Here is a 20,499-nt window from a genome sequence, read left to right on the forward strand (position 1 = left end):
TTCACGGGTTGCAGACGTCGCACGTCGCGGGGTCCGCGACCGCGACGGGGCGGGGTCGCTCGCGGCGGGCGGGGCAGGTCGCGCAGCCGTCGACGTCGGCCCGGACACGTGACGTCGGCGTGCCACAGACGCCACAGGGGACGCCGCGGATGACGTCGACGGGCCCGAACCCGGGGGCCGCGCACTCGGGACAGGGGGTCCGCAGGCGCGCCGCCAGCCCCCAGGCCAGGCGTCGCAGAATCCGGCGGCGCTGCGGGTTCATGTGCGCCCGGAGGTCCGGTTCGAGCCGCACCGCCCCCTGACGCAGGAACCCGAGGACGAGGTCTTCGTCCTGGACCCCTTTGACCAGCTGATCCGCGAATCGAACGACGACGGCCTGGTCGGGAAACCCGATGCCCTCGAGATAGGCGCGAGCCGCGCACTCGTCCTGGACGTCGCGGGGCACGGCGACCCGGGCGTACGCGCGAAGACCGTGCGGAACCCGGATGCCGCGTTCGAGATCGAGGAACACCGCGAGCTCCTCGTGCACCACCGGGCCGAACCCACCGAGCGAGGTCGCGTACGACGCTTCGGTGGCGATCCCGAACGGTGTCCCCAGTTCGTCGGCCGCGCCCGCAGCCTTGGCCGCGGCGGCGTCCATCGGGCTCACCGCCCTCGGCACGTCTCCGGTGAACGTGCCGAGAGCATCGGTGTCGAGTGCGGACGTCGCCCGGACCGTGACGCCCACCCACCGCCCGAGGGCGGGGGCGAAAGCCGACTCCTTGCCGTGGCGGGTGCCCACCGCGACCGTGGCACCCGCATACGGCGAAGCGTCGTGGCATCCGTCGGTCGTCGTCACGCGAAGTAGTCGGGGCGGCTGACCGCCGTCGACGAGACGAACATCACACCCGCGCCCCCGTCGAGGATCGGACGGATGCCGGCGACGATCGCGTCCGCCCGCTCCGGCGCCACCACCGTCACCAGCAGCGTCAGCGCGTCGTGGTCGTTGAAGAGCAGACGTCCACCGCGCGAGCCGTGGTGGCCGACGCCGGCGACCCCCGTGATCGCGGTGTACCCCGTGGCTCCCACGGACCGGAGGAGTTCGGCGATCCCGGCGACTTCGTCGCTCGGGACGACCACCTCGATCTTGGTCATGGGGGTGAGCTCGGACAGGCTCATGAGCGGTTCTCCTTCTCTCGGTCGTCATCTGTCGAAACGGGCAGGTCGAGGTCCGCGGGAGCGTGGCCGCCCGGCTCGGTCTTCCACCCGTAGGTGCCGAACCGCATCCACCGGTCGGTGTCCTGTTCCCGCGCGCGCAGCGTGATCCAGCGGTTCACGACGAGATTGCGCACCACCTCCGACGACTGCACGATCTCGTTGATGCGCGCGAGCGGCGCCTGCACGAACACCTGCAGCCGCACCGGTTCGTGCCGGGCGTCGCGCCCGACGCCGACGGACTGCCAGGGCAGACCGAGCCGCACGTCACCACCGAATCCGGAGAGGACCCCCACCGCTCCGACGACGTTGTGCAGCGGCTTCGGTCCGGCGCCGAAGCGGTCGGGAGCGACGGTGGATGCCGCGTACTGGGCGTTGATCCACTGCGCGACGATCATGGGCGCGGTGAGGATCGTCTCCAGTCCTGCGCCGTCCGGGTCGGCGGCGGCATCGTAGCTGTGGAGGAAGGCGCGCCGGCCGAGGTCGCGCCCGCGCGTGATCGACCGCGGTCCCACGATGAACACCGCGTTGCCGGCGAGGCCCCACTCGGGGTACGCCTCCGCCCAGTCCACCGAGCGGCGCGCCGTGTCGGCGACGGCGAGCGCGGGGTCGACGGCCCCGGGGAGTTCGGCGGCGCGTTCCCGCACGTTGCCCTGCCGCGCGGCGTCCAGCACACGGGCCAGCTCCCACATCGCGCTCTCGTGGGTCGCGGGGATCCGCCACGGTTCGAGGACCGTGACCTCGTCGGTGACGGTGTCGTGCTGCGCGGCGATGAAGAGCGTGTCGTCGGGGATGCGGATCCCGCGCGCGACGAGCGCGGCGCGCGTGGCCGGGTCGTTGAAGATCATCGCCGCGGCCCGCGCGTTGGGTTCCCCCTCGTGTCCGCCGCACGCCCCGCACTGCAGGCTCGAGGCGAACGGGTTGTTGGCGACCGAGGCGCCGTGCCCGCACAGCAGGACGATGCGCGCGAACCCGTCGACGAGTCCCATCATGCGCAACGCGGTCTCGGCGTACAGCACCCGCTCCTCGAGGCGGAAGACGACGTCGGCGTCCACGTGCGTGGGCGGCGCGACCGCCCGCGCGCGGGCGCGGAGGAGCCCCCACCCGCGCGGTGCGAACGTGCGCGCGACCGTGGCCGCGCCGAACACCCACCCGGCGGTCTCGGCGAACGCGTACGGCGCGACCGTCGACTTCTCGAGCGCCTGCACCGTCGCGGACCGCTCGAGCGCGGCCTCGCGGCGCCCGCGCCACCGCGCGATGGCCGCGCGGTCCACGGACGACTCGGTCACCGCGACGCGGGGCGTCAGCAGCACCGGGCACGACGCGATCTCGGGCGACCCGTCGGCCGGCCGGAACGACAGCGGCACGGCGAAGAACCCCGCGAAGCCGAGGGTCTCGACCTCGCCCGCCGCCTCCAGGTGGCGGCGGAGTCCCTCCGACCGTGGGTCGATGCAGAACACCGCCTGCGCGAGTGGCCGCGCCGCGGAGGGGGCGACCTCGCGCAGCACAGGCGCCGTGGGCGGGGCGAGTTCCGCCACCACGGCCCGCTCGTACGCCTCCTCCCAGATCGCCAGCCGGTCCACGGCGTCGACGAGCGACAGCACCCGATGCAGGAGTGCACGGGTCGCTGCGGCGGAGGGGTCGATGTCGAGCGCCCGCGCGACAGCGGCGAGGCGCGCGTCCTCCTCCCGCGCGGGGGCCGGCGGGGGCGGGACGACGGCCTCGGCGGGCAGCAGGAGACGTTCGAGCGTGACCCGGACGGCGAGGAGCGACGTCAGGTCGACGTCCTCCCCCGCCGTCCGCAGCACGGCCGCCCACCCGGGCTGGGCGAGGACGTGGGCACGCAGGAACGCCTCCGCCCCCGCGTCGTCCACGCCCCAGCGCACGAGCGCCGCGTCGATGGCATCCGCCGGGTCGTCCGCGCTCGTCCGGATGCCGGCCCGCACCCGCCGCGGAAGGGTCGGGTCGAGCGCGGCCAGGCGCCGCCAGGCGGCCCACATCCCGTCGCGCCGCACCGGCGACGACCAGGCCGGCGTGCCGAGGACCGCGGCCATCCACCGACCGGTCAGGTCGTCGACGCGCGCGTGCACCGCCGGGTCGATCAGCCGCGCCGGAGTCGGCATCGACGACCCCGACGGGGTCGCGGGCGGCGAGACGTGCAGGTCGTGCAGCAGGATCTCGGCGATCGTCGTGATCCGCCCGTCCGCGGTGAGCGACTGCGGCGAGCGTGTCTCCGGCACCCGGAGCCGCAGTGCGGCCACGAGGTCGTCGTCCGAGATGCGTCCCCGCACGTGCAGTTCGCGGAACCGCCGCTCGTCGGGCGTCAGCAGGATGCCGTGCTCCCGGGCGATCGCGCGGAGCGCGTCCTCACGCGCGAGGTGCTCGTACGCGGCGACGGGGCTGCGCGCGATGAACGTCTCGAGCGCGTAGTGGGGCGAGATCGCCCGCCCCGCCGCGGTGACCCATCCGCGGATGAGGGCGCGACGCGTGGCCGGTGCGGTCGTGGTCATGAGGTTCTCCCGTACTCGAGGGGACCGCGGGCGGCGGTCGGGCTGAGGGTGGTCACGGCGGGGCGCGGGGAGGGCAGCGGGGACCTGCCCCACGCGAAGGCGGAGGCGAACAGGCGGTCGGCCGCCCGCCCGCGCGTTCGGGTGAGCGCGGCGAGCAGACCGGCGACGAGGAACACCGCGACCGCGAAGAGCGGCGGGACCGCGGAAACGGGGACGGTGTGCGCGAGCGCCTCGGCCGCCGGGACCACCAGCAGGACGTAGGCGACGATCGCCGCGGCGACGGAGGCCACGAGAAGAGCCCGGATGCCGACCGGCCCGCGGCCCGCGCCGATCCGACCGCCCGCGACTCCGGCGGTGGCGAGCACGAAGAGGAGGAGGACGGCCGCGGTGTGGGTCAGCAGCCCGCCGGCGACGAGCGCCACCGCGCCCGCCACCAGGACCGCCCCCGCGCCGACGACGGAGCCGAGGCGGGATCCGGGCGCCGCGGTGCGCGACCGCGCGGCGACCGCACGCTCGACCGCCGACCCCGCGCCGAGGAAGAGACTCGCCTTGAAGAGCGCGTGGCCGAGCACGTGCACCAGGGCGACACCGTAGGCGCCGAGACCGCACGCCAGCAGCATGAATCCCATCTGCGCGGCCGTGGACTGTACGAGGCGCCCCTTCACGTCGGGCCGCGTGAGCATCGCCACCGAGGCGCAGAGCATCGTGACCGCCCCCGCCGCGGCGACGATCCACGGCCCCGCCCCGGACGGGACCTCGGCGAAGCGCAGAAGGAGGATCGCGCCCGCGTTGACGAAGCCGGCGTGCAGCAGAGCGGAGGCGGGCGTCGTGGTGGCGGCCGTGGCGGCGAGCCAGCGATGCAGCGGAAACGACCCGGCCCGCGCGATCGCGGCGACGGCGACGAGGACGCCGACCGTGACGGCCGGCACGCCGGTCAGGGCGGCGAGGTTCCCGAATCCGGCCTCGCCCGTCGTCGAGAGCACCACCGCGACCGCCGCCCACAGCGCGAGGTCGCCGACCGCGAGGGCGACCGCGGCGCGACGGACAGCCGCCCGCGTCTGCGGTCCGCGCCCCCCTGTTCCGATCAGCGCCACCATCGCGAGGGTCGCCGTGCTCCACCCCGCGGCGAGGAGCAGCACCGACTCGGCCGACACCGCGACCGTGGACCCCGCCGCGACGACGGCCGAGAGCGCGAAGAACGCCCGCGCCCGCGGATCGCCGCGCAGGTGGCGGTCGGCGAAGACCTGGACGACGAGGGTGAGCGCGACCACGAGCACGGTGACGACCGCTCCCGCCGGGTCGAGGCGCGCGGCGATCGTGACGGTCAGACCGGCGGCGGCCAGGATCGTCGCCGCGCCGGTCGGCCAGACCGCGGCGAATCCGTCGGTGTGGCGGGACCCGGCTCGCGAGACGAGGGCCGCCACGGCGGCGATCAGCAACGCGACCACGGTGAGGAGCGAGAACGTCGACATACGAGGGACGTTACCTGCATTTAAAAACAGGTGTCAAATCACCGGTAGTTGTATTCCTGTTCTTCATCTCCTGTCGTGGCCCGCGGCTATGATGATCCGATGGGCCAGTGGACGTTCCTCACGAATCACGCCCACGTGCTCATCTACGTGGCCCGCGATCCCGGTGCTCGGGTGCGTGAGATCGCGGATGCCGTCGGCATCACCGAGCGCACCGCGCAGGGCATCCTGACCGACCTCGTCGATTCCGGCTACCTGCGCCGGACCAAGGAAGGGCGCCGCAACCGCTACGACTGCGTCGAAGACCTGCCCCTCCGGCATCCCCTCGAGAGCAACCACCCGGTCGGCGAGCTCCTCCGCGCACTCAAGGGCTGACGGACGCGACTCGGTCCGTTGCACCGCGGGAGCAGGCGAGCCGACTCGCGGGGCCCGCGAGGACCGCATCCAGCTCGCGGCGCAGCTGCACGCCCACCCGGTCGGGCGTGAAGCGCGTGGCGGCGAGCCGCGCCCGTCCCGACGTCCGGTCCCACTGCTCCTCGTCCTGAAGCAACGAGAGGATCGCGGTGGAAAGGCCCGACAGGTCGCCCGGGGAGACGAGGATGCCGCCGTCGCCGATCACCTCGGCCGGTCCGTAGCGCACGTCGAACGACACCACCGGCACCCCGGCCGACAGGGCTTCGACGATGGCGAGGCCCTGTCCTTCGAACGCGCTGGTCGACAGGAAGACACGGGCCCTGTCGATCGCCGCACGCACATCGTCGTCGTGTCCGCGCAAGCGGATGGCGCCCCGCAGACCGCGGTCCCGGATCATCGTGCGGAGCTGTTCCCGCAACGGTCCGTCGCCGTAGATCTCCAGGCGGGCGCCCGGCCGCTCGCGGACGACCTCCTCCCACGCGAGCACGGCGAGGTCGACGCGCTTCTGTTCGACCAGACGGCACGCCATGACCACCACGTCGTCACGGCGGCGCGACGCGACCCGGGCCGCCCGGCGCGGCAGGATCGCCGAGGGCACCGTGGCGAAGCGCGCGCGGTGCGGGAATCGCTCGTCGACCTCGCGCGCCTGCGCGAGGGTCGGCCAGAGCACCAGGTCGAAGCCGTCGAGCGCGTCCAGCCAGCGCCGCCATCCCTCGTCGCGCACCGGCGCTGCGGCATCGAACGGGTGCGCGAGGTGGGAGTTGTGGACGGTGTGCACGATGCGCACCCGAGGATCGCACCACCGGCCGAGCGTCTCGCCGATCTGTCGCGACTCGCAGATCACGACCAGCGGCCGCCCCGCGTCGCCCGCCGCGGTGCGCAGGTCGTCGGCGACGTGCGAGAGCCAGGCGACGTACAGCGCCGCGAACCCGGGGAGCACGCGGTCGCCCTCTCCCCCGTGGATCACCACGTTCGCCTCGGAGAGGTGCCAGGCCGCGTCGGCGACGACCGGCAGCGACACGACGAGCGCCCCATGGTCGTCGCGGAGCTCGCGGTAGGCCACGCCCGGCGTCCGCCCGCCGGGGCGTGCCTGCGCGCGGAGCCGACGCGGATCGCGGACGGCCTCGTCGAACAGGTTCCGCATCGTGAAGGACCCCGCCGGCACCCCGTGGGCGTGCGCGTACGCGACGGCGCGCTCCCGGTCACGGGGCGAACCCACATCGAGTGTGAGAAGCAGGGGATGCCGTACCCCGGCGCTGTGCAGGGCGAGGAGCCGGGACAGGACCGCCACCGCATAGCCCCCGTCCCGGTCGGGCGCGAATCGGCTGGTCAGCACCACCACGTCGGCGTCGAGCGGTCCGGTCATGGCGGTCTCCTGCGTGTCGGGGGAACGGATCTCGACGGTAGGGACCGGGGACTCTCCCCCGGCTAAGCGTTCTTATGAATGGGCTGGGAACGACAGCGGGTCGTGGAGCGGGCGGAGCGGTCCCGGTCCACGACCCGCGGCGGCCGATCAGGGGCGACCGCCGCCCATTCCTCCTCCCATCCCGCCGGCCACGGCCTCACCGGCCGTCACCGTCGTCGAGGTGCCGTCCACGGTCACCGTGTACGACTGGCCCGAGGTGATCGCGGACGACGAGAACACCACCGTCTGGAAGTCCTTCGCGCCGACGTACGACGCGATGACCGCGCCCGTGGCATCCGTGATCCGGATCGACGAACCGTCGGAGCCGTCGACCGCCGCGGCGAGCCATCCCTGCGGCGAGGAGGTCTCCGGAGACTCGGCCATTCCGCTGCTGCCGATCGCGACGAGGGTGCCGCCCGAGACGGTGATCCCGCCGTTGGAGTCGAGCGCGCCGTTGTCGTTCGCGGTGGGGCCGTAGACGGTGACGTCTCCCCCGGTCATCGTGATGGTGCCGTTGGAGTCCAGGCCGTCGCCGTCGGCGTCGATCAGCAGGGTTCCGTCGGAGATGGTGAGCGTCTCGCCGGAGTCCTGCATTCCACCCCCGCCCATGCCGCCGCTCGACGTGGAGTTCCCCGAGGCGTTCACGCCGTCGTCGGAGGAGGTGACGCTCGTCGCTCCGCCGGCGATGCGGATGTCGGCCGACTCGATGCCCTCGTAGGACCGGGTGATGTCGACCTGTCCACCGGCGATGGCCAGAGCCGTCTCGGAATGGATGCCGTCGTCATCGGTCGCGAGCGTGATCGCGCCTCCGGTGATGACGGCGTCGGTCTGCGCGTCGACGCCGTCATCACCGGCGGTCGCGTCGACGGTGCCCCCGGCGATCCAGACGTAGCCCTTCGTGGCGTCGTCGGTCTGATCGCTCTTGAGCGCATCGCCGCCCGCGGTGATCGACACGGTGCCGTCCTTCACCACCAGCGAGTCCTTGCCGCGCAGGCCGTCGTCGGCGGCATCCACGGTGATCGTGCCGCCGATGATCGCGAGGTCGTCGGTGGCGGAGATCCCGTCGTTGCCGGAGTCCGTGACCGAGAGGCTGCCGGATCCGGAGATCGTGAGGTCGGTGTCGGCGTAGATCGCCGCACTCGCGTCGGCGTCGGCCGAGCTCGCCGCGGTGATCGTGTTCGTCGACCCCGCGGCGAGGGCGATCGCCACGTCATCCGCCGAGACGACGTGGACGGCCGCACCGCCGGTGTTCGTGACGGTGGCGCCGTCGAGGACGAGCACGACCAGGGCGTCCTCCGGGGCGTCCACGACCACCTGGCCGTCGAGGGTGCCGCTGAGGCGATAGACGCCGGCGGCGGAGATCGTGACGGTCGAGCCGTCGACCGCGACGGACGACGAGTCACTCGTCGCGGTGGCGCCCGAAAGGGTGACGTCGACGGCATCCGCGATGTTCCACTCGTCGTCCTTGACCACCGTGCCGTCGGCGTTCGCGGCGAGCATCTCCGCGGCGGCCGCCGGGATCGTCGAGTCCACCTCGGTGATCGCCTCGGTACTGGTCTGCGAGGTCGAGACCGACGTGTCGCCGACGGACGCCGGTGGGGCGGTGACCGCGCACCCGGCCAGGACGAGACCGGCCACGGCCAGGGGAAGGGTGAAGGGGATCAGGCGGCGACGCATGGCACGTCCTTTCGGTCGGGGCGGGAAGTGGGGACGGCGGTGGCGAGGGGACCCGCGAGGACCCTCGACCAGCGGTTGCGGGGCAGGTCGCGATGGAGGGCGGCGAGGCCCGTGGCGTACTTGCTGATGCGTTGGGGCCGGTGACCCGCACGCCACAGGGCACGATCGAGACGGCCCGCCTGGCCCGGCGACTTCGTCTCGACGATCGCGAAACGCGGCAGGAGGAAACCGCGGCCGGTTGCATCGACCCACTCCAGATCGAGGTCGACGGTGGCCCGGGAGGACGGCCCGCCCCCCTCACCGGGGAGGAGCAGCGTCGCGCGCCGGTAGAGGGTGCGCAGGCGCGAGTCGAGGTCGTCGGCGCGCGCGGCGGGGATGCCGATGGCATCCAGGGCGAGGGCGACCTCGTCGCGGGCGGCGGGCGTCAGACGGTCGGGCACCGCGTCGGCGTAGGCGTCGCGATCCTTCTGCGTGGAACCGCGCGCCCCGCGGGTCTTCATCTCGAGGAACGTGGAACCGGTGTCCAGGTACGAACGCGTCCGCAGCTTGAACCGCCGCCGACGCCCGTGCGCCGCGAGGCGGAAGCTCAGCAGATCGGGGGTGTCGAAGTACACCGACCGGTACGCCATCTCACGGCGTGCGTCCATCTCCAGCACCCGTGGGGCGTGCGGCCGACGCCCGAGCTCTTCGAGCAGCTCAGCCGCGGAGGCCAGCGGCACGAGGTACTTGCGATCCACACGCGTGAGCAGAGCGGCATCCTCCGTGAGCTCTTCGAGGGAGACCGGGGGCAGCACGTCCAGCGCGGCGCCGATGCGCGCGCGGGCGCTCATCGCCCGCCCCCGAGGAGGTCGGCGAACCCGGTGTCGGCCGGAGCGGACGCCCGCACCTCGGAACCGAGGCCCGGGTCCACCCGGGTCGCGGTCGGAGCCGCACCGGGGCGCACCCGGTAGCGCACGTCCACGAGCGTGGTGTCATCCACCAGATCCAGCTGCTGCACCGTCATCGCGGTGACCTCGCCGCCGAGCAGACGGCCGAGCTCGGCCCGCAGCTCGGTCTCGTCGGCGATCGCCCGATCCAGGTGCACCGTCTGGTGCCGCGCGCGCGACAGCAGGCGCGGGTGATCGGCGATCGCGAGCACCGCGACGATCAGGCCCACCAGCAGCAGCGGCGTCGCGAGGTCGGTGTGGGGCAGGCCGCAGATGAGGCCGACCGCCAGGGCGGCGAAGTAGTACGCCACCTCGCGCTGGCTGATCTCACTCGAGCGCAGCCGGATGATCGACAGCACGCCGAAGAGTCCGAGCCCCAGCCCCAGCGCGACCTCGGCCGTGCCGAGCACGGTCGCGACGGCGAGCACGCCCACGTTCACACCGAGGAAGGCGACCACGAGATCGCGACGGCGGTGCCGGTGGAAGTACACGGCGCTGAGGACGACGGCGGCGACCAGATCTGTGGCGGCCAGCAGAAGGGCGGTGGTGGTCATCGGATTCTCCCTGTGGTGGGTGTGGTGGTCATGGCATCCGGATCCGCGGTCACGCGCGGTGCCGTGTCGACGCGGGCGGTGGGCGCGGGCGGCGAGGCGTCTGCACGGGGGAAGACGAGGGTGCGTTGCACGCCGTAGCTCAAGATGAACAGGACGCCCTCGGTGACGACCTTCGCCGGCAGCAGCGCGAGGCCGTTCTCGGTGAGGAAGGACATCCACGCGATGTTCGAGGCCAGGAGCGCCAGCGCGAGCACGCCGTAGCGGACGGCCTGTCCCGTCAGCGCCTGATCGCGGGCACGGAACACCATGCGGCGGTTGACGACGAAGTTCACCGTGGCCGACAGGAGGCGGGCGGCGACGATCGAGGGGACCAACCATCCCGTCAAGAGGTCGAGGACGAACAAGGCGACCGTGTCGACGACGAACGCCGCGAGCGACGACGAGGCGAACAGCAGCACCGGGAGCAGCACCCGCAGCGAGTCCCGCACGGGACGGAAGTGGCTCGAGGCGTTGCGCGCGAGGTACACGGTCGTGATGGGCACCTCGCGCACGGCCACCCCGTCGGGAGCGAGCCGCAGGAGCATGCGCTGCTCGTACTCGAACCCCTCACCCGGGATGCCGAGCGCCCAGGCGATCCGATCGGCGGGGATGCCACGCAGGCCCGTCTGCGTATCGGTCACGCGGCGCCCGGTCGCGACGCGGAAGAGCCCGCGGGCGACCGCGTTGCCGACGCGGCTGCGCAACGGGACGTCTCCACCGAAGTCCCGGACCCCGAGGACGAGGGCGCTGCGCCCGCGCCCGGCGTCCTCACGGAGTGCGTCGGCCACGCGCAGGACGTCGAGGGGCGTGTGCTGCCCGTCGGCGTCGGCCGTGACGACATCGGCATCCGGACCGTGGACCGCGATGTCGGCCAGGCCCGTCTTCAGGGCCGCACCCTTGCCGCGGTTGACGTCGTGCATTACGACCCGCGCGCCGGCGTCCCGCGCATCCGCGAACACCTCCGCGAACCGCGGACCGCTCCCGTCGTCGACGACGAGGACGTCGAGATCGGGGTCGGCGTGCCGGAGGTCGGCGACCAGACGCGGGAGCGCCGGTCCGGGTTCGAAGGCGGGGATCAGGACGAACACCGCTCAGCCCGCCACGTAGAGGATGTCGCTGGTGCCGCGCTCGCCGCCGTTGGACGGAGAGTTGACGACGCTGCCGTTGAAGTACATCGTCGAGCTGCCGCCGCCGTCGAGGTTGTACCCGGTGGTGGCCCCGAGGGAGATCAGGATCTCGGCGAGCTCGGGCAGGGTGACACCCGCGCTGTACCCCTCCTGGCGGCCGTCGACCACGACGAAGACGAGATGGTTGTCCGCGATCACGCCGATGGCCGTGCGGGGCTGATCGCCCTGGATCGAATGGTTGCCGACGTTCGTGTCGATCTCGACGGAGTCGATGCCCGCCACCGCCGTGCCGTTCTCGACGATCGCGGGACCGAAGCTGACGGTGTTCCAGACGCCCGCGGCCAGGAGGGCATCGGCGGAGGTCTGCGTCTCGTCGTAGACCTCGACTTGCCCGTCGAGGAAGAAGGCGAGCCCCTGCCGGGCGGGCTCGTCGCGGTAGACGGCGCCGTTGCGGATCTCGATCCCCGTCGAACGGAAGCCGTAGTAGTCGCCGTTGATCGCGAACACGGCGCCGTGCGCCTGCGCGATCTCGCTCGTGGTCTGGATGATGTTCTCGCCGAACTGGTCGTCGGCGAAGGCCGAGCGCAGGGCCGTGGCATCCCCCAGGGTCACGTCGGCCACGTAGTACGTGAGAGCCGATGAGCCCGAACCCGTGGAGACGGTCGACAGCGCGATGGAGGTCGCGCCGTCGCTGAACGTCGTGTCGGTCAGCGTGGTCGTCGCGGCGGCTGTCGCGCTCGCCGCGGCCTCGGCCGCCGCGCTGGCCTCCGAGCTGACGTGCTGCGCCTCGTAGGAGGTGACGTCGGCGACCTCGACGTGCGGGATGAGGAACCTGTCGGCGGCCCACCATGCGGCGCCGCCGACGGTGAGCAGAGCCGCGGCCCCGCCCAGGAGCACGGTGCGCCGGGTGACGATGCGACCCGCGCCCGCGCGCCGCGGGGCCGGCGTCGCCAGGGGAACCGGTGACGACGGGTCGGGCGAGACGCCCGCGACGGGCTCTCGATCGTCCGGGGATCCGGTGGGGCGGGGGGCGTTGTCCATGCCCCCTTGTCTACGGACGGGGCACTAACCGGTCCCTCCCCGCTCCTCGGCGTGGGCTGTGGAAGGCTATGCGTCTGCTGTGACCGGCGAGGAGCGGAACGCGGGCAACCGCACCGTGAAGGTCGTCTCGCCCGGGCGGCTCCGCACGTCGAGCGAACCGCCGTGCGCGGCCACGATCGCCTGCGCGATGGAGAGCCCCAGACCGGTGCTGCCCGCGTCGCGGTTGCGCGCCCGGTCGCCCCGCGCGAACCGCTCGAACAGCGTGTCGGCCACGACCGGGTCGATCCCCGGCCCGGTGTCGGTCACGCTCAGAACGGCCTCGTCGCCCTCGCGTCGGATGGTGGTGGTCACGACGGTCCCGGGCGGCGTGTGCGTGTGGGCGTTGCGCAGCAGGTTCGCGACCACCTGGCGGAGGCGGTCCTCGTCGCCGGGCACGGTCAGCGGGTCGTCCGAGGCGACGTCCAGCCGCCACTCCCGGTCGCGGTCGACGGCCTGCGCGTCGCTGACCGCGTCGATCGCCAGCAGCGGCAGCTCGACGTCGTCCACCCGCAGCCGCTGGCCCGCGTCGAGCCGCGCGAGGAGCAGCAGATCCTCGACGAGCGTCGTCATCCGGCGGGACTCCGATTCGATCCGCTCGAGCGAGCGCTGCTGCGTCGACGACATCGGTTCGGGCCCCGACAGCGTCAGCTGCGCGTAGCCGCGGACGCTGGCGAGCGGTGTGCGGAGCTCGTGGCTGGCATCCGCGATGAAACGGCGCAGCTCGTTCTCACTGTGCGCGCGGGCGGCGAGCGCGGCCTGCACGTGACCGAGCAGGTCGTTCAGGGACGCACCGACCCGTCCGACCTCGGTCCGGGTGTCGGTGTCGGCCGGCGCCACCCGGTCGGGGATGTCGACGTCGCCGCGGCCGAGCGAGAGCCCCGACACCCGCTGCGCGACCGCGGCCACGCGGTCCAGCGGGCGCAGTGCCCGGCGGACGAGGAAGGACAGTCCCGCGATCGCCGCGAGGAGCGTCGCCGCCCCCACCGCGATGAGGATGGTCGTCAGTGCGGTCGTCGTCGCCGCCGAGTCGGCGAGCGAGATCCCCGAGAACACCGTCAATCCGTTCGAGTCGCGCGCCGCGACGCGGAACGCACCGAGGTCTCCGCCGAGATCCGCCGTGACGGGGACGCCGTCGGTCGGCACGGCGGCCTGGAGGATCGCGATCTGATCGGCCGAGAGCGTGACGACCGTTCCGTCCGACTGCGTGTAGCTGGAGGACTGCGCGCTCCCGTCCGCCCCGATCACGAGCTGCAGCGATCCGACGCGCGGCGACGGCCCCCGCCCTCCGGACCCGCTCCCGCTGCCGGACGGGGTGGGTGCGGGCGTGGAGGACGCCCCCGCGTCCGCACCGGACGACTGCCCGTGCCCGCCGTCGCGCGGCCCGCCCACCATCATCAGGCCGCCCTGCACCTGTTCGTCGAGCCGGTCGTAGACGAAGGCGCGGAGCGCGGTGATGGTGGCGACGCTCATGATCAGGAGCGCGACGGCGACCAGGGCGCTCGCGCCGATCACGAGCGCCCTCTGCAGCGTCAGCGGCCGGCGGCTCATGAGGACTTGATGGTGTATCCGACACCGCGAACGGTGTGGATCAGCGGCTCGCCGAGTGCGTCGATCTTGCGCCGGAGGTACGAGATGTAGATCTCCACCACCCCGCTGCTCCCGCCGAAGTCGTACCCCCACACGGTGTCGAGGATCTGCGTCTTGCTCACGACCCGTCGCGCGTTCTGCATGAGGTAGCGGAGCAGCTCGAACTCCTTCGCGGTGAGCTTGATGGCGACCCCTGCCCGCTGGACCTCGTACGCGTCCTCGTCGAGCGACAGGTCACCCACCCGCAGGAGGCTGTCGGCCTCGGCCGCGGCGGCCACGTGACGGCGGGCCATGCCGCGCAGGCGCAGCACGACCTCCTCGAGGTTGAAGGGCTTGGTGACGTAGTCGTCGCCGCCGGCCGCGATCCCCGCGATGCGGTCCTCCACGGCGTCCTTCGCGGTGAGGAAGAGCACCGGCACGTCGTTGCCGCCGGCACGCACGCGGGTCAGCAGCTCGACGCCGTCGATGCCAGGCATCATCACGTCGAGCACGAGCAGGTCGGGATCGAACTCCCGGATGACGTCCAGGGCGTCGCGGCCGTTCGTCACCGCGCGGGCCTCCCACCCCTCGTTGGTCATCGCCATGCGCAGCAACTCGCCGAGGTTGACCTCGTCGTCGACGACGAGCGCGCGGATCGGCGATCCGTCGGGGCGGGAGAGCGGATGCCGTGCGATGACCATGGGGTTCAGCATGCCCTCTCCGCGCGGCCGGGGCGAGCCGATCGCGCCGACATCAGCCTCTCCAGGTCAGCGCCAGGCGCGGGCACAGGGCCGCGGCATCCCGGGCGTCGCGTTCGCGGCCCGCGGGCACGACGATGTCGGTGCCGCCCTCGGCGAGGGGGTACCCCCAGTCGTCGGTGCGGACCACGCCCGCCAGCAGCTCGGCGCAGACCCCGCGGCCCGTACAGGCCGTCCAGTCCACGTGCAGGTTCTTCGTCATGACCTCACCCTTCTTCCCGCCCGGCAGCGACCCTCCGTGTGGGCCTGCGCATCGTCCGCGAACACCGTCAGCGCGCTCCGCAGCAGGCGGACCGTCCCGTCGGGGTGCGCGCAGGCCCCCCGACCGTCGACGAGTCCGGCGAGGCGTCGGAGTTCGTCCCGGGTGTCCCGCCCCGCGGCGAGCGCCCGCATCGACCCGGCGATGGCGGGGAGACCGTTCAGGCACGGCCCGCACTGCCGGGCGGACGCCGCCGCGAGGAACGCGAGCATGTCGGCCGTCGCGCGGATGCCGCAGTCTCCGCCGGAGAGCACGTGGAGCACGCCCGAGCCCGGGGACGCGCCCCACTCCGCCAGGCCGCGGGGCGAGAGGGCCGCGTCGAGCGCCTCCCGCGGGAGCCACGTGCCGTGGAACCCGCCGACGAGGGCGGCCGCGGGGTCTCGCGTGACCCCGGTCGCCGTGAGGATCTCGGCGATCGCCGTTCCCCCGTCGACCTCGAGCACGATCGGCGTCTCCCCCGGCGTGCTGACGCTCACCAGCCGTGTTCCGGCGTCGCCGGCGCGACCGCGACTCCGGTGCCGGTCGGCGCCGGTGCGGGCGATCACCGCCACCTGGGCCAGCGACTCGACGTTCTGCACGAGCGTCGGTCTCCGGCGCAGGCCCCGCTCCGCGAGGCGGACGATGCGATCGGAGGGCACCCCGGGTCGTCCGGACACTCCGGCGACGAGCGCCGACGCCTCTCCTCCGACGAAGCCGTGATCGGCGACGTGCAGCCGGACGATTCCGGCATCGCTGCGTTCGGCCAGCGCCCTCTCCGCCACCGAGCGCGCGTCGGCGTGCACCACGAGGTGGGCCTCATCGGACCCCAGCGCCTCGGCGCAGATCAGCAGTCCGTCGAGGACCAGGTGCGGGGCGCGTTGCAGCAGCACCCGGTCCTTCGCGCTGAGCGGCTCGCCCTCGCTGCCGTTGCCGACCACGATCGGGGCGCCCCCGCGCGCCGAAGCCCGCGCCACGGCGGCGAGCTTGCGGTGCACGGGAAATCCGGCGCCGCCTCTCCCGTCGAGGCCCGCGGCCTCGAGCTCGCCGAGGAGGCCGTCGAGCGACGGCGACGGGCGAGACCCGAACACCGCCGCGTGGGCGGCCAGGCCGGGATCGCCGGCCCGCAGGAGGATCGGCGCGGTCATGACGCCACCCCCGCACGCGCCCGCGGACGGTCGACGTCGGCGACGAGCCCGGTCGCCCGGCGTTCGCGGGACCGGAGGACCAGACGCCACCCCACGGCCGCGGCGACCGCAACAGCGCACGCCGCCGCAGTGGCGAGGAACCACGGCTCCCCGGCATCCGTTCCCGCACCGATCGCGTGGGCGAGGGCCAGGGGCCACAGCAGGTAGGTGCCGCGGTGGACGAAACGGAAGACGCGGGCACCGATCCGGCGCCGGAGCAGCGCGGTCACGACCACCGCGAGCACGAGGTCGATCGCGAGCGTGCCGAGTCCGAGCCACACCGGACGGTAGGCCGCGAGGAAGGGCACGAAGAAGTCGACGATGTCGAGCTGCGCGTAGCTGTCGAACAGCAGCGACACCAGATGGATGCCGATGAACACCGTCGCGAGGAGGGCGATGTCGCGGTGCAGGCGCGCGGCGCCGAACCGCCCGAGACCCGGCAGCGGCGCGCCCGAGCGGACGACGATGCCGCCGACGACGGCGAGGCTGAACAGCACGAGTCCGACGACCCCGGTGCCGCGACCCAGGGCCCACAGCGCCTCATCCACGGGTCGTCGCCTCCCCCGTCGCGTGCGCGAGAACGGGTTCCGCCGGCCAGCCGCCGACGGTGTGGACCCGACCCTGCTGGTCGACGAGGCGCGCGGGCGCCCGGTCGGCGAGCCACTCGAGGGCCGAGGCGCCTCTGACGATCGCGGCGGTGGCGTACGCGTTGGCGAGGACGCAGCGCGACGCGGCGACCGTGACGGTGCGCCAGACCGGATCGGCGGGGAGCCCCGTGCGGGGATCGAGGATGTGGTGCATCGTCTCGCCGCCGCGGCGCCACCGGCGCCGAAGGGTGCTCGAGGTCGCCACGGCGTGCCCCGCCGTCACCCGCACGGTCGTCGCCGGCTCGTCGGGCAGGTCTTGCACGCGCACGTGCCATCCGTCGCGCGGTTCGGGGCCCGCCGTGGAGACGTCTCCGCCGAGCGACAGCAGCACCGAGCAGTCCAGGCGCGCGGCGATGGTCGCGGCCACGCGGTCCGCGGCCAGGGCCTTGGCCGTGGCGCCGAGGTCAAGCGCTCGGTCCGCCGGGACCCGGAGGCCTCGGCCGCGCAGCTCCACCCGCTGCCACCCCGCGACGTCCGTCGCGACGGCCCGCACCGGTCGGTCGTCGTCGTCGAGGATGAGGGCGATGTCGCGGTCGTAACCGAGCGCGCTCAGGTGACGGCCGAGGGTCGGGTCGACGGCTCCCTCGGTGAGCCGTGCCGCGTCGAGGGCCGCGCCGACGTACTCCGTGAGCAGGGCGCTGATGCTCACTCCCCGCGGCAGATCGCTCGCGATGCGGTTGATCTCGGAGTCGCCGCGGAAGCGGCTGACGGCCGCGTCGACGAGCGCGAGTTCGCGATCCGCGATCTCGACGGCGGCGTCGCGGAGGTCGTCGACGTCGCGGATGCCGCGCGGCAGACGTTCCGCGTCGCTGTCGACGACGAGGGTCGCTTCGGTGGACCAGAGGCCCCACAGGGAGGAGGCGCGCATCACGACCCGCTCGAGGTGGCGTCGGATCGCGTGGACTGTGACGAGGAGACCGAGCCGGATGACGAACCCGTCGAGGTCTCCGAGGTCGAGGCTCCCGAGCTCGACCCGCTCGCGGTGCCGTCGGACGCGGAGGTGCCGGTCGCGGCCGCGTCGTCGGTCGTCGTGGTGGCCGTGGTCGCCGAGGGCGTCGGCGTGACCGTCGAGTCGGCGGTGTCGGACGTCGTGGTGGTCGTCGCGGCCTCGGTCGCCGAGGATCCGTCGACCACCCCGGCGGCGATGACCACGACGGCGCCGGCGCTGAGGGCCGCGACCATGGCGGTGGCCACCCGGGTGCGGAGCCACATCTTCTGCAGAGCACTCATCGGTGCCTCCTTTCGATGGCCCCATCGTCACGACCGCCGACAAGAGCAGCACTCACCGATTCGATGCGCCGTCTCTGCGATGTCTATGCGTCCGCTGTGCGACCGGGGGACGGTGGATCGGGAGCGGATCGCGGACATACCCCCTGCATAGGAAGCGTGAGGGATCGGTGAGGGCGCCGTCCCTACCTTCGGGACCACGGCCGCACTCCGCGCCGGGAAGGAGAATCATGTACTGGACGTACCTGCGGCGCGAACTCGCCGGCCGCACCAAACAGACCGTGATCGTCGCCGTCGGGTTGGCGGTCGCGATCGCGCTCGTGATCGTCGTGAACGCCCTCTCGGCGGGGGTGCGCGACGCGCAGGCGCAGGCGCTGTCGTCGGTGTACGGCGTCGGCACCGACCTCACCGTCACCGGCGCGCAGACCCAGCCCGGCGAGGGCGGCGGCGGTCCGCGGTTCGACTTCGGCGCCGACGACGGCTCGACCTCCGATGGCACGACGTCGCTCAGCCAGTCCCGCCTGATGACCGACATGATGCGGGGGACGCTGGATGCCTCGACCGTGACGACCGTTTCCGGGCTGGACGGTGTGGCCTCCGCCACGGGTGCTCTCGCGCTGACCAACACCACGTTCTCGGGCCAGATCCCCGACCGGAGTGCGAACTCGGGGACGAGCACCGACGGCGCGCAGGGCGGCGGCATGGGCGGCGAGCCCCCGTCCGGCGGGCCCGGCGGAGACGGCGGCAGCGCGTTCGGCATCGACTCGTTCAGTGTGCTCGGCGTGGATCCCTCCGCGACCGTGGGCCCGCTGACCTCCGTCACCGTCTCGGACGGACGGGCGCTCACCGCGTCCGACGCCGGAACGGACGTCGCCGTGGTCGACGCGACCTACGCCACCACCAACAGCCTGACCGTCGGCGGGACGATCGACGTCGGCGGCACCACGATGCAGATCGTCGGCATCGTCGCCTCCGCTTCCGCCGACGCGGACACCGCGGCGAACGTGTACCTGCCGCTCGACGTCGCGCAGTCCCTCGCCGGTGTCGGCGCGGTCGTCTCCACGGTCTACGTGCAGGCGGATTCCGCGGATGCCATCGACACCGTCCAGGCCGAGGTCACGGCCGCTCTGCCCGACGCGACCGTGAGCTCGCAGTCCGAGCTCGCCTCGACGGTCTCGGGCTCGCTGTCCAGCGCGTCCTCGCTCATCACCAACCTCGGCACGTGGCTGTCGATCGTCGTGCTGGCCGTCGCGGTCGCACTGGCGGTGCTCTTCACGCTCTCCGGGGTGGCCCGCCGCACGCGGGAGTTCGGCACGCTGAAGGCGATCGGCTGGTCCAACGGCCGCGTCGTCCGCCAGGTCGCCGGCGAATCGCTCGTGCAGGGGCTCATCGGCGGCGCCGCGGGGCTGATCCTGGGTCTCGGCGGCATCCTGCTCGTCAACGTGATCTCGCCCACGATCTCGGTCACCGCGTCCTCGACGGGGGCGACGGGTCCCGGCGGTCAGGGCGGACGCGGGATGGGCGGCGGCGGCTTCGGCCAGACGGCCGCGCAGGCCACCGACATCGTGCTCAACGCCCCGCTCACGCCCACCGTCGTCGTCGCGGCCGTGGGGATCGCCGTCCTCGGCGGCGTGTTCGCCGGAGCCTTCGGAGGCTGGCGCGCCGCGCGCCTCAGCCCCGCTGCCGCCCTCCGCTCGGTCGCGTGACCGGCATCCGTTCGCATCTCACCCGCAGGGAGACATCATGACCATGACCGGCATTCCGCCCCTTTCCCCCGACCCCGTCGTGCCGACACCGGCCTACCGCCTCGAGGGGGTCACCCGTACCTACCGTCAGCGCGAGCGCACCGTGAAGGCGCTGGACGGCATCGACCTCGAGATCGCGGCGGGTGACTTCGTCACGATCCAGGGCCCCACCGGCGGGGGCAAGTCGACGCTGCTGCAGATGCTCGGCGCCCTCGACCGTCCCACCGCCGGGAGTGTGCGCCTGGGCGACCTCGACATCGCCCGGGCGTCCCACGCCGAGTTGGGTCGCGTGCGCGCGGCCGAGATCGGGTTCGTGTTCCAGGGGTTCAACCTCATCCCCACGCTGACGGCGGCGGAGAACGTCGACATGGGACTCGAGCCCCTCGGCCTCGACCGCGACGAACGTCGTCGGCGGGTCACGGAGGCACTGGAACGTGTGGGCCTCGCCGACCGGCACGACCATCGCCCGACCGAGCTCTCCGGGGGCCAGCAGCAGCGCGTCGCGATCGCCCGGGCCGTGGCCAAACAGCCCCGCGTGCTGCTCGCGGACGAACCCACGGGGAACCTCGACGAGCACATGCGCGACGAGATCCTCGCCGTCCTCGAGGCGTTGAACGCCGAGGGACTCACCCTCGTCATGGTGACGCACGACTCGGCGGTCGCACGGCGCGCGCGGCGCCGTCTGCGGCTCGCGAACGGTCGGATCACCGACATCACGCGCGGGTGAGGCCGCTGCTGC

The 20,499-nt window shown here is 73.2% G+C and carries 20 protein-coding genes; 3 read left to right on the forward strand and 17 right to left on the reverse strand.

Features of this window, described 5'->3' with window-relative positions; translation table 11 throughout:
* Nucleotide 1: 1 nt before the first annotated feature.
* The 4 genes from BGO45_RS05015 to BGO45_RS05030 are packed head-to-tail and all read right to left on the reverse strand — an operon-like array spanning nt 2 to nt 5,176.
* Nucleotides 2-838, reverse strand: coding sequence for a DUF6671 family protein (locus tag BGO45_RS05015; RefSeq protein WP_292691446.1), 837 nt, complete (start codon nt 836-838; stop codon nt 2-4).
* Entirely contained in the window at nt 835-1,158 is a 324-nt protein-coding gene (locus tag BGO45_RS05020; protein WP_292691448.1) for a transcriptional regulator, read from the reverse strand. Before BGO45_RS05020 ends, BGO45_RS05015 begins: the two co-directional genes overlap by 4 nt.
* Nucleotides 1,155-3,704: a DUF2309 domain-containing protein gene (locus BGO45_RS05025; protein ID WP_292691450.1), complete on the reverse strand. Its 2,550-nt coding sequence runs from the start codon at nt 3,702-3,704 to the stop codon at nt 1,155-1,157. The genes BGO45_RS05020 and BGO45_RS05025 overlap by 4 nt, the downstream gene beginning before the upstream one ends.
* Nucleotides 3,701-5,176 (reverse strand): proton-conducting transporter membrane subunit, encoded by a 1,476-nt coding sequence (locus BGO45_RS05030; RefSeq protein WP_292691452.1) that lies wholly within the window; start codon nt 5,174-5,176, stop codon nt 3,701-3,703. The genes BGO45_RS05025 and BGO45_RS05030 overlap by 4 nt, the downstream gene beginning before the upstream one ends.
* A gap of 99 nt (nt 5,177-5,275) precedes the next feature.
* Here BGO45_RS05030 and BGO45_RS05035 point away from each other — a divergent pair, with 99 nt between their 5' ends.
* Nucleotides 5,276-5,548, forward strand: a complete 273-nt coding sequence (locus tag BGO45_RS05035; protein ID WP_292691454.1) for a helix-turn-helix domain-containing protein — start codon at nt 5,276-5,278, stop codon at nt 5,546-5,548.
* Here BGO45_RS05035 and BGO45_RS05040 read toward each other — a convergent pair.
* The 13 genes from BGO45_RS05040 to BGO45_RS05100 all read right to left on the reverse strand — a co-directional run bounded on the left by BGO45_RS05040 (nt 5,538) and on the right by BGO45_RS05100 (nt 18,018).
* On the reverse strand, nt 5,538-6,953 hold the full coding sequence (locus tag BGO45_RS05040; RefSeq protein WP_292691456.1) for a glycosyltransferase: 1,416 nt from the start codon (nt 6,951-6,953) through the stop codon (nt 5,538-5,540). The two genes, BGO45_RS05035 and BGO45_RS05040, sit on opposite strands and share 11 nt — an antisense overlap.
* A 147-nt stretch (nt 6,954-7,100) precedes the next feature.
* The gene (locus tag BGO45_RS05045; protein ID WP_292691458.1) at nt 7,101-8,669 is read right to left on the reverse strand and encodes a carbohydrate-binding domain-containing protein; all 1,569 of its coding nucleotides are present in this window, start codon (nt 8,667-8,669) and stop codon (nt 7,101-7,103) included.
* Nucleotides 8,654-9,499, reverse strand: coding sequence for a VTC domain-containing protein (locus BGO45_RS05050; protein WP_292691460.1), 846 nt, complete (start codon nt 9,497-9,499; stop codon nt 8,654-8,656). Before BGO45_RS05050 ends, BGO45_RS05045 begins: the two co-directional genes overlap by 16 nt.
* A complete protein-coding gene (locus BGO45_RS05055; protein ID WP_292691462.1) occupies nt 9,496-10,149 on the reverse strand; it encodes a DUF4956 domain-containing protein in 654 nt (217 codons plus the stop codon). The genes BGO45_RS05050 and BGO45_RS05055 overlap by 4 nt, the downstream gene beginning before the upstream one ends.
* Entirely contained in the window at nt 10,146-11,276 is a 1,131-nt protein-coding gene (locus tag BGO45_RS05060) for a bifunctional glycosyltransferase family 2/GtrA family protein (protein ID WP_292691464.1), read from the reverse strand. Before BGO45_RS05060 ends, BGO45_RS05055 begins: the two co-directional genes overlap by 4 nt.
* 3 nt (nt 11,277-11,279) lie before the next feature.
* Complete coding sequence (locus tag BGO45_RS05065; protein WP_292691466.1) at nt 11,280-12,356, reverse strand: phosphodiester glycosidase family protein; 1,077 nt, start codon at nt 12,354-12,356, stop codon at nt 11,280-11,282.
* Between the two features lie 66 nt (nt 12,357-12,422).
* Nucleotides 12,423-13,943, reverse strand: a complete 1,521-nt coding sequence (locus BGO45_RS05070; protein WP_292691468.1) for a cell wall metabolism sensor histidine kinase WalK — start codon at nt 13,941-13,943, stop codon at nt 12,423-12,425.
* Nucleotides 13,940-14,674 (reverse strand): response regulator transcription factor, encoded by a 735-nt coding sequence (locus BGO45_RS05075; protein WP_175611116.1) that lies wholly within the window; start codon nt 14,672-14,674, stop codon nt 13,940-13,942. Before BGO45_RS05075 ends, BGO45_RS05070 begins: the two co-directional genes overlap by 4 nt.
* Before the next feature lie 40 nt (nt 14,675-14,714).
* Nucleotides 14,715-14,921 carry a ferredoxin gene (locus BGO45_RS05080; protein ID WP_292691470.1) on the reverse strand — a complete coding sequence of 69 codons (207 nt, stop codon included), beginning with the start codon at nt 14,919-14,921 and terminating at the stop codon, nt 14,715-14,717.
* A complete protein-coding gene (locus BGO45_RS05085; protein WP_292691471.1) occupies nt 14,918-16,102 on the reverse strand; it encodes an NADH-ubiquinone oxidoreductase-F iron-sulfur binding region domain-containing protein in 1,185 nt (394 codons plus the stop codon). Before BGO45_RS05085 ends, BGO45_RS05080 begins: the two co-directional genes overlap by 4 nt.
* Complete coding sequence (locus tag BGO45_RS05090; RefSeq protein ID WP_292691473.1) at nt 16,099-16,689, reverse strand: ferric reductase-like transmembrane domain-containing protein; 591 nt, start codon at nt 16,687-16,689, stop codon at nt 16,099-16,101. Before BGO45_RS05090 ends, BGO45_RS05085 begins: the two co-directional genes overlap by 4 nt.
* Nucleotides 16,682-17,656 (reverse strand): FAD:protein FMN transferase, encoded by a 975-nt coding sequence (locus BGO45_RS05095; RefSeq protein ID WP_292691475.1) that lies wholly within the window; start codon nt 17,654-17,656, stop codon nt 16,682-16,684. The genes BGO45_RS05090 and BGO45_RS05095 overlap by 8 nt, the downstream gene beginning before the upstream one ends.
* The gene (locus BGO45_RS05100; RefSeq protein ID WP_292691477.1) at nt 17,656-18,018 is read right to left on the reverse strand and encodes a hypothetical protein; all 363 of its coding nucleotides are present in this window, start codon (nt 18,016-18,018) and stop codon (nt 17,656-17,658) included. Before BGO45_RS05100 ends, BGO45_RS05095 begins: the two co-directional genes overlap by 1 nt.
* 227 nt (nt 18,019-18,245) lie before the next feature.
* Between BGO45_RS05100 and BGO45_RS05105 the strand changes: the two genes are divergently transcribed.
* Nucleotides 18,246-19,721 carry an ABC transporter permease gene (locus BGO45_RS05105; protein ID WP_292691479.1) on the forward strand — a complete coding sequence of 492 codons (1,476 nt, stop codon included), beginning with the start codon at nt 18,246-18,248 and terminating at the stop codon, nt 19,719-19,721.
* Between the two features lie 37 nt (nt 19,722-19,758).
* Nucleotides 19,759-20,487 carry an ABC transporter ATP-binding protein gene (locus BGO45_RS05110; protein ID WP_292691480.1) on the forward strand — a complete coding sequence of 243 codons (729 nt, stop codon included), beginning with the start codon at nt 19,759-19,761 and terminating at the stop codon, nt 20,485-20,487.
* The last annotated feature ends 12 nt before the right edge of the window (nt 20,488-20,499 follow it).

Origin of the sequence: Microbacterium sp. 71-36 (assembly GCF_001898305.1) — a bacterium.
Classification (GTDB): domain Bacteria; phylum Actinomycetota; class Actinomycetes; order Actinomycetales; family Microbacteriaceae; genus Microbacterium.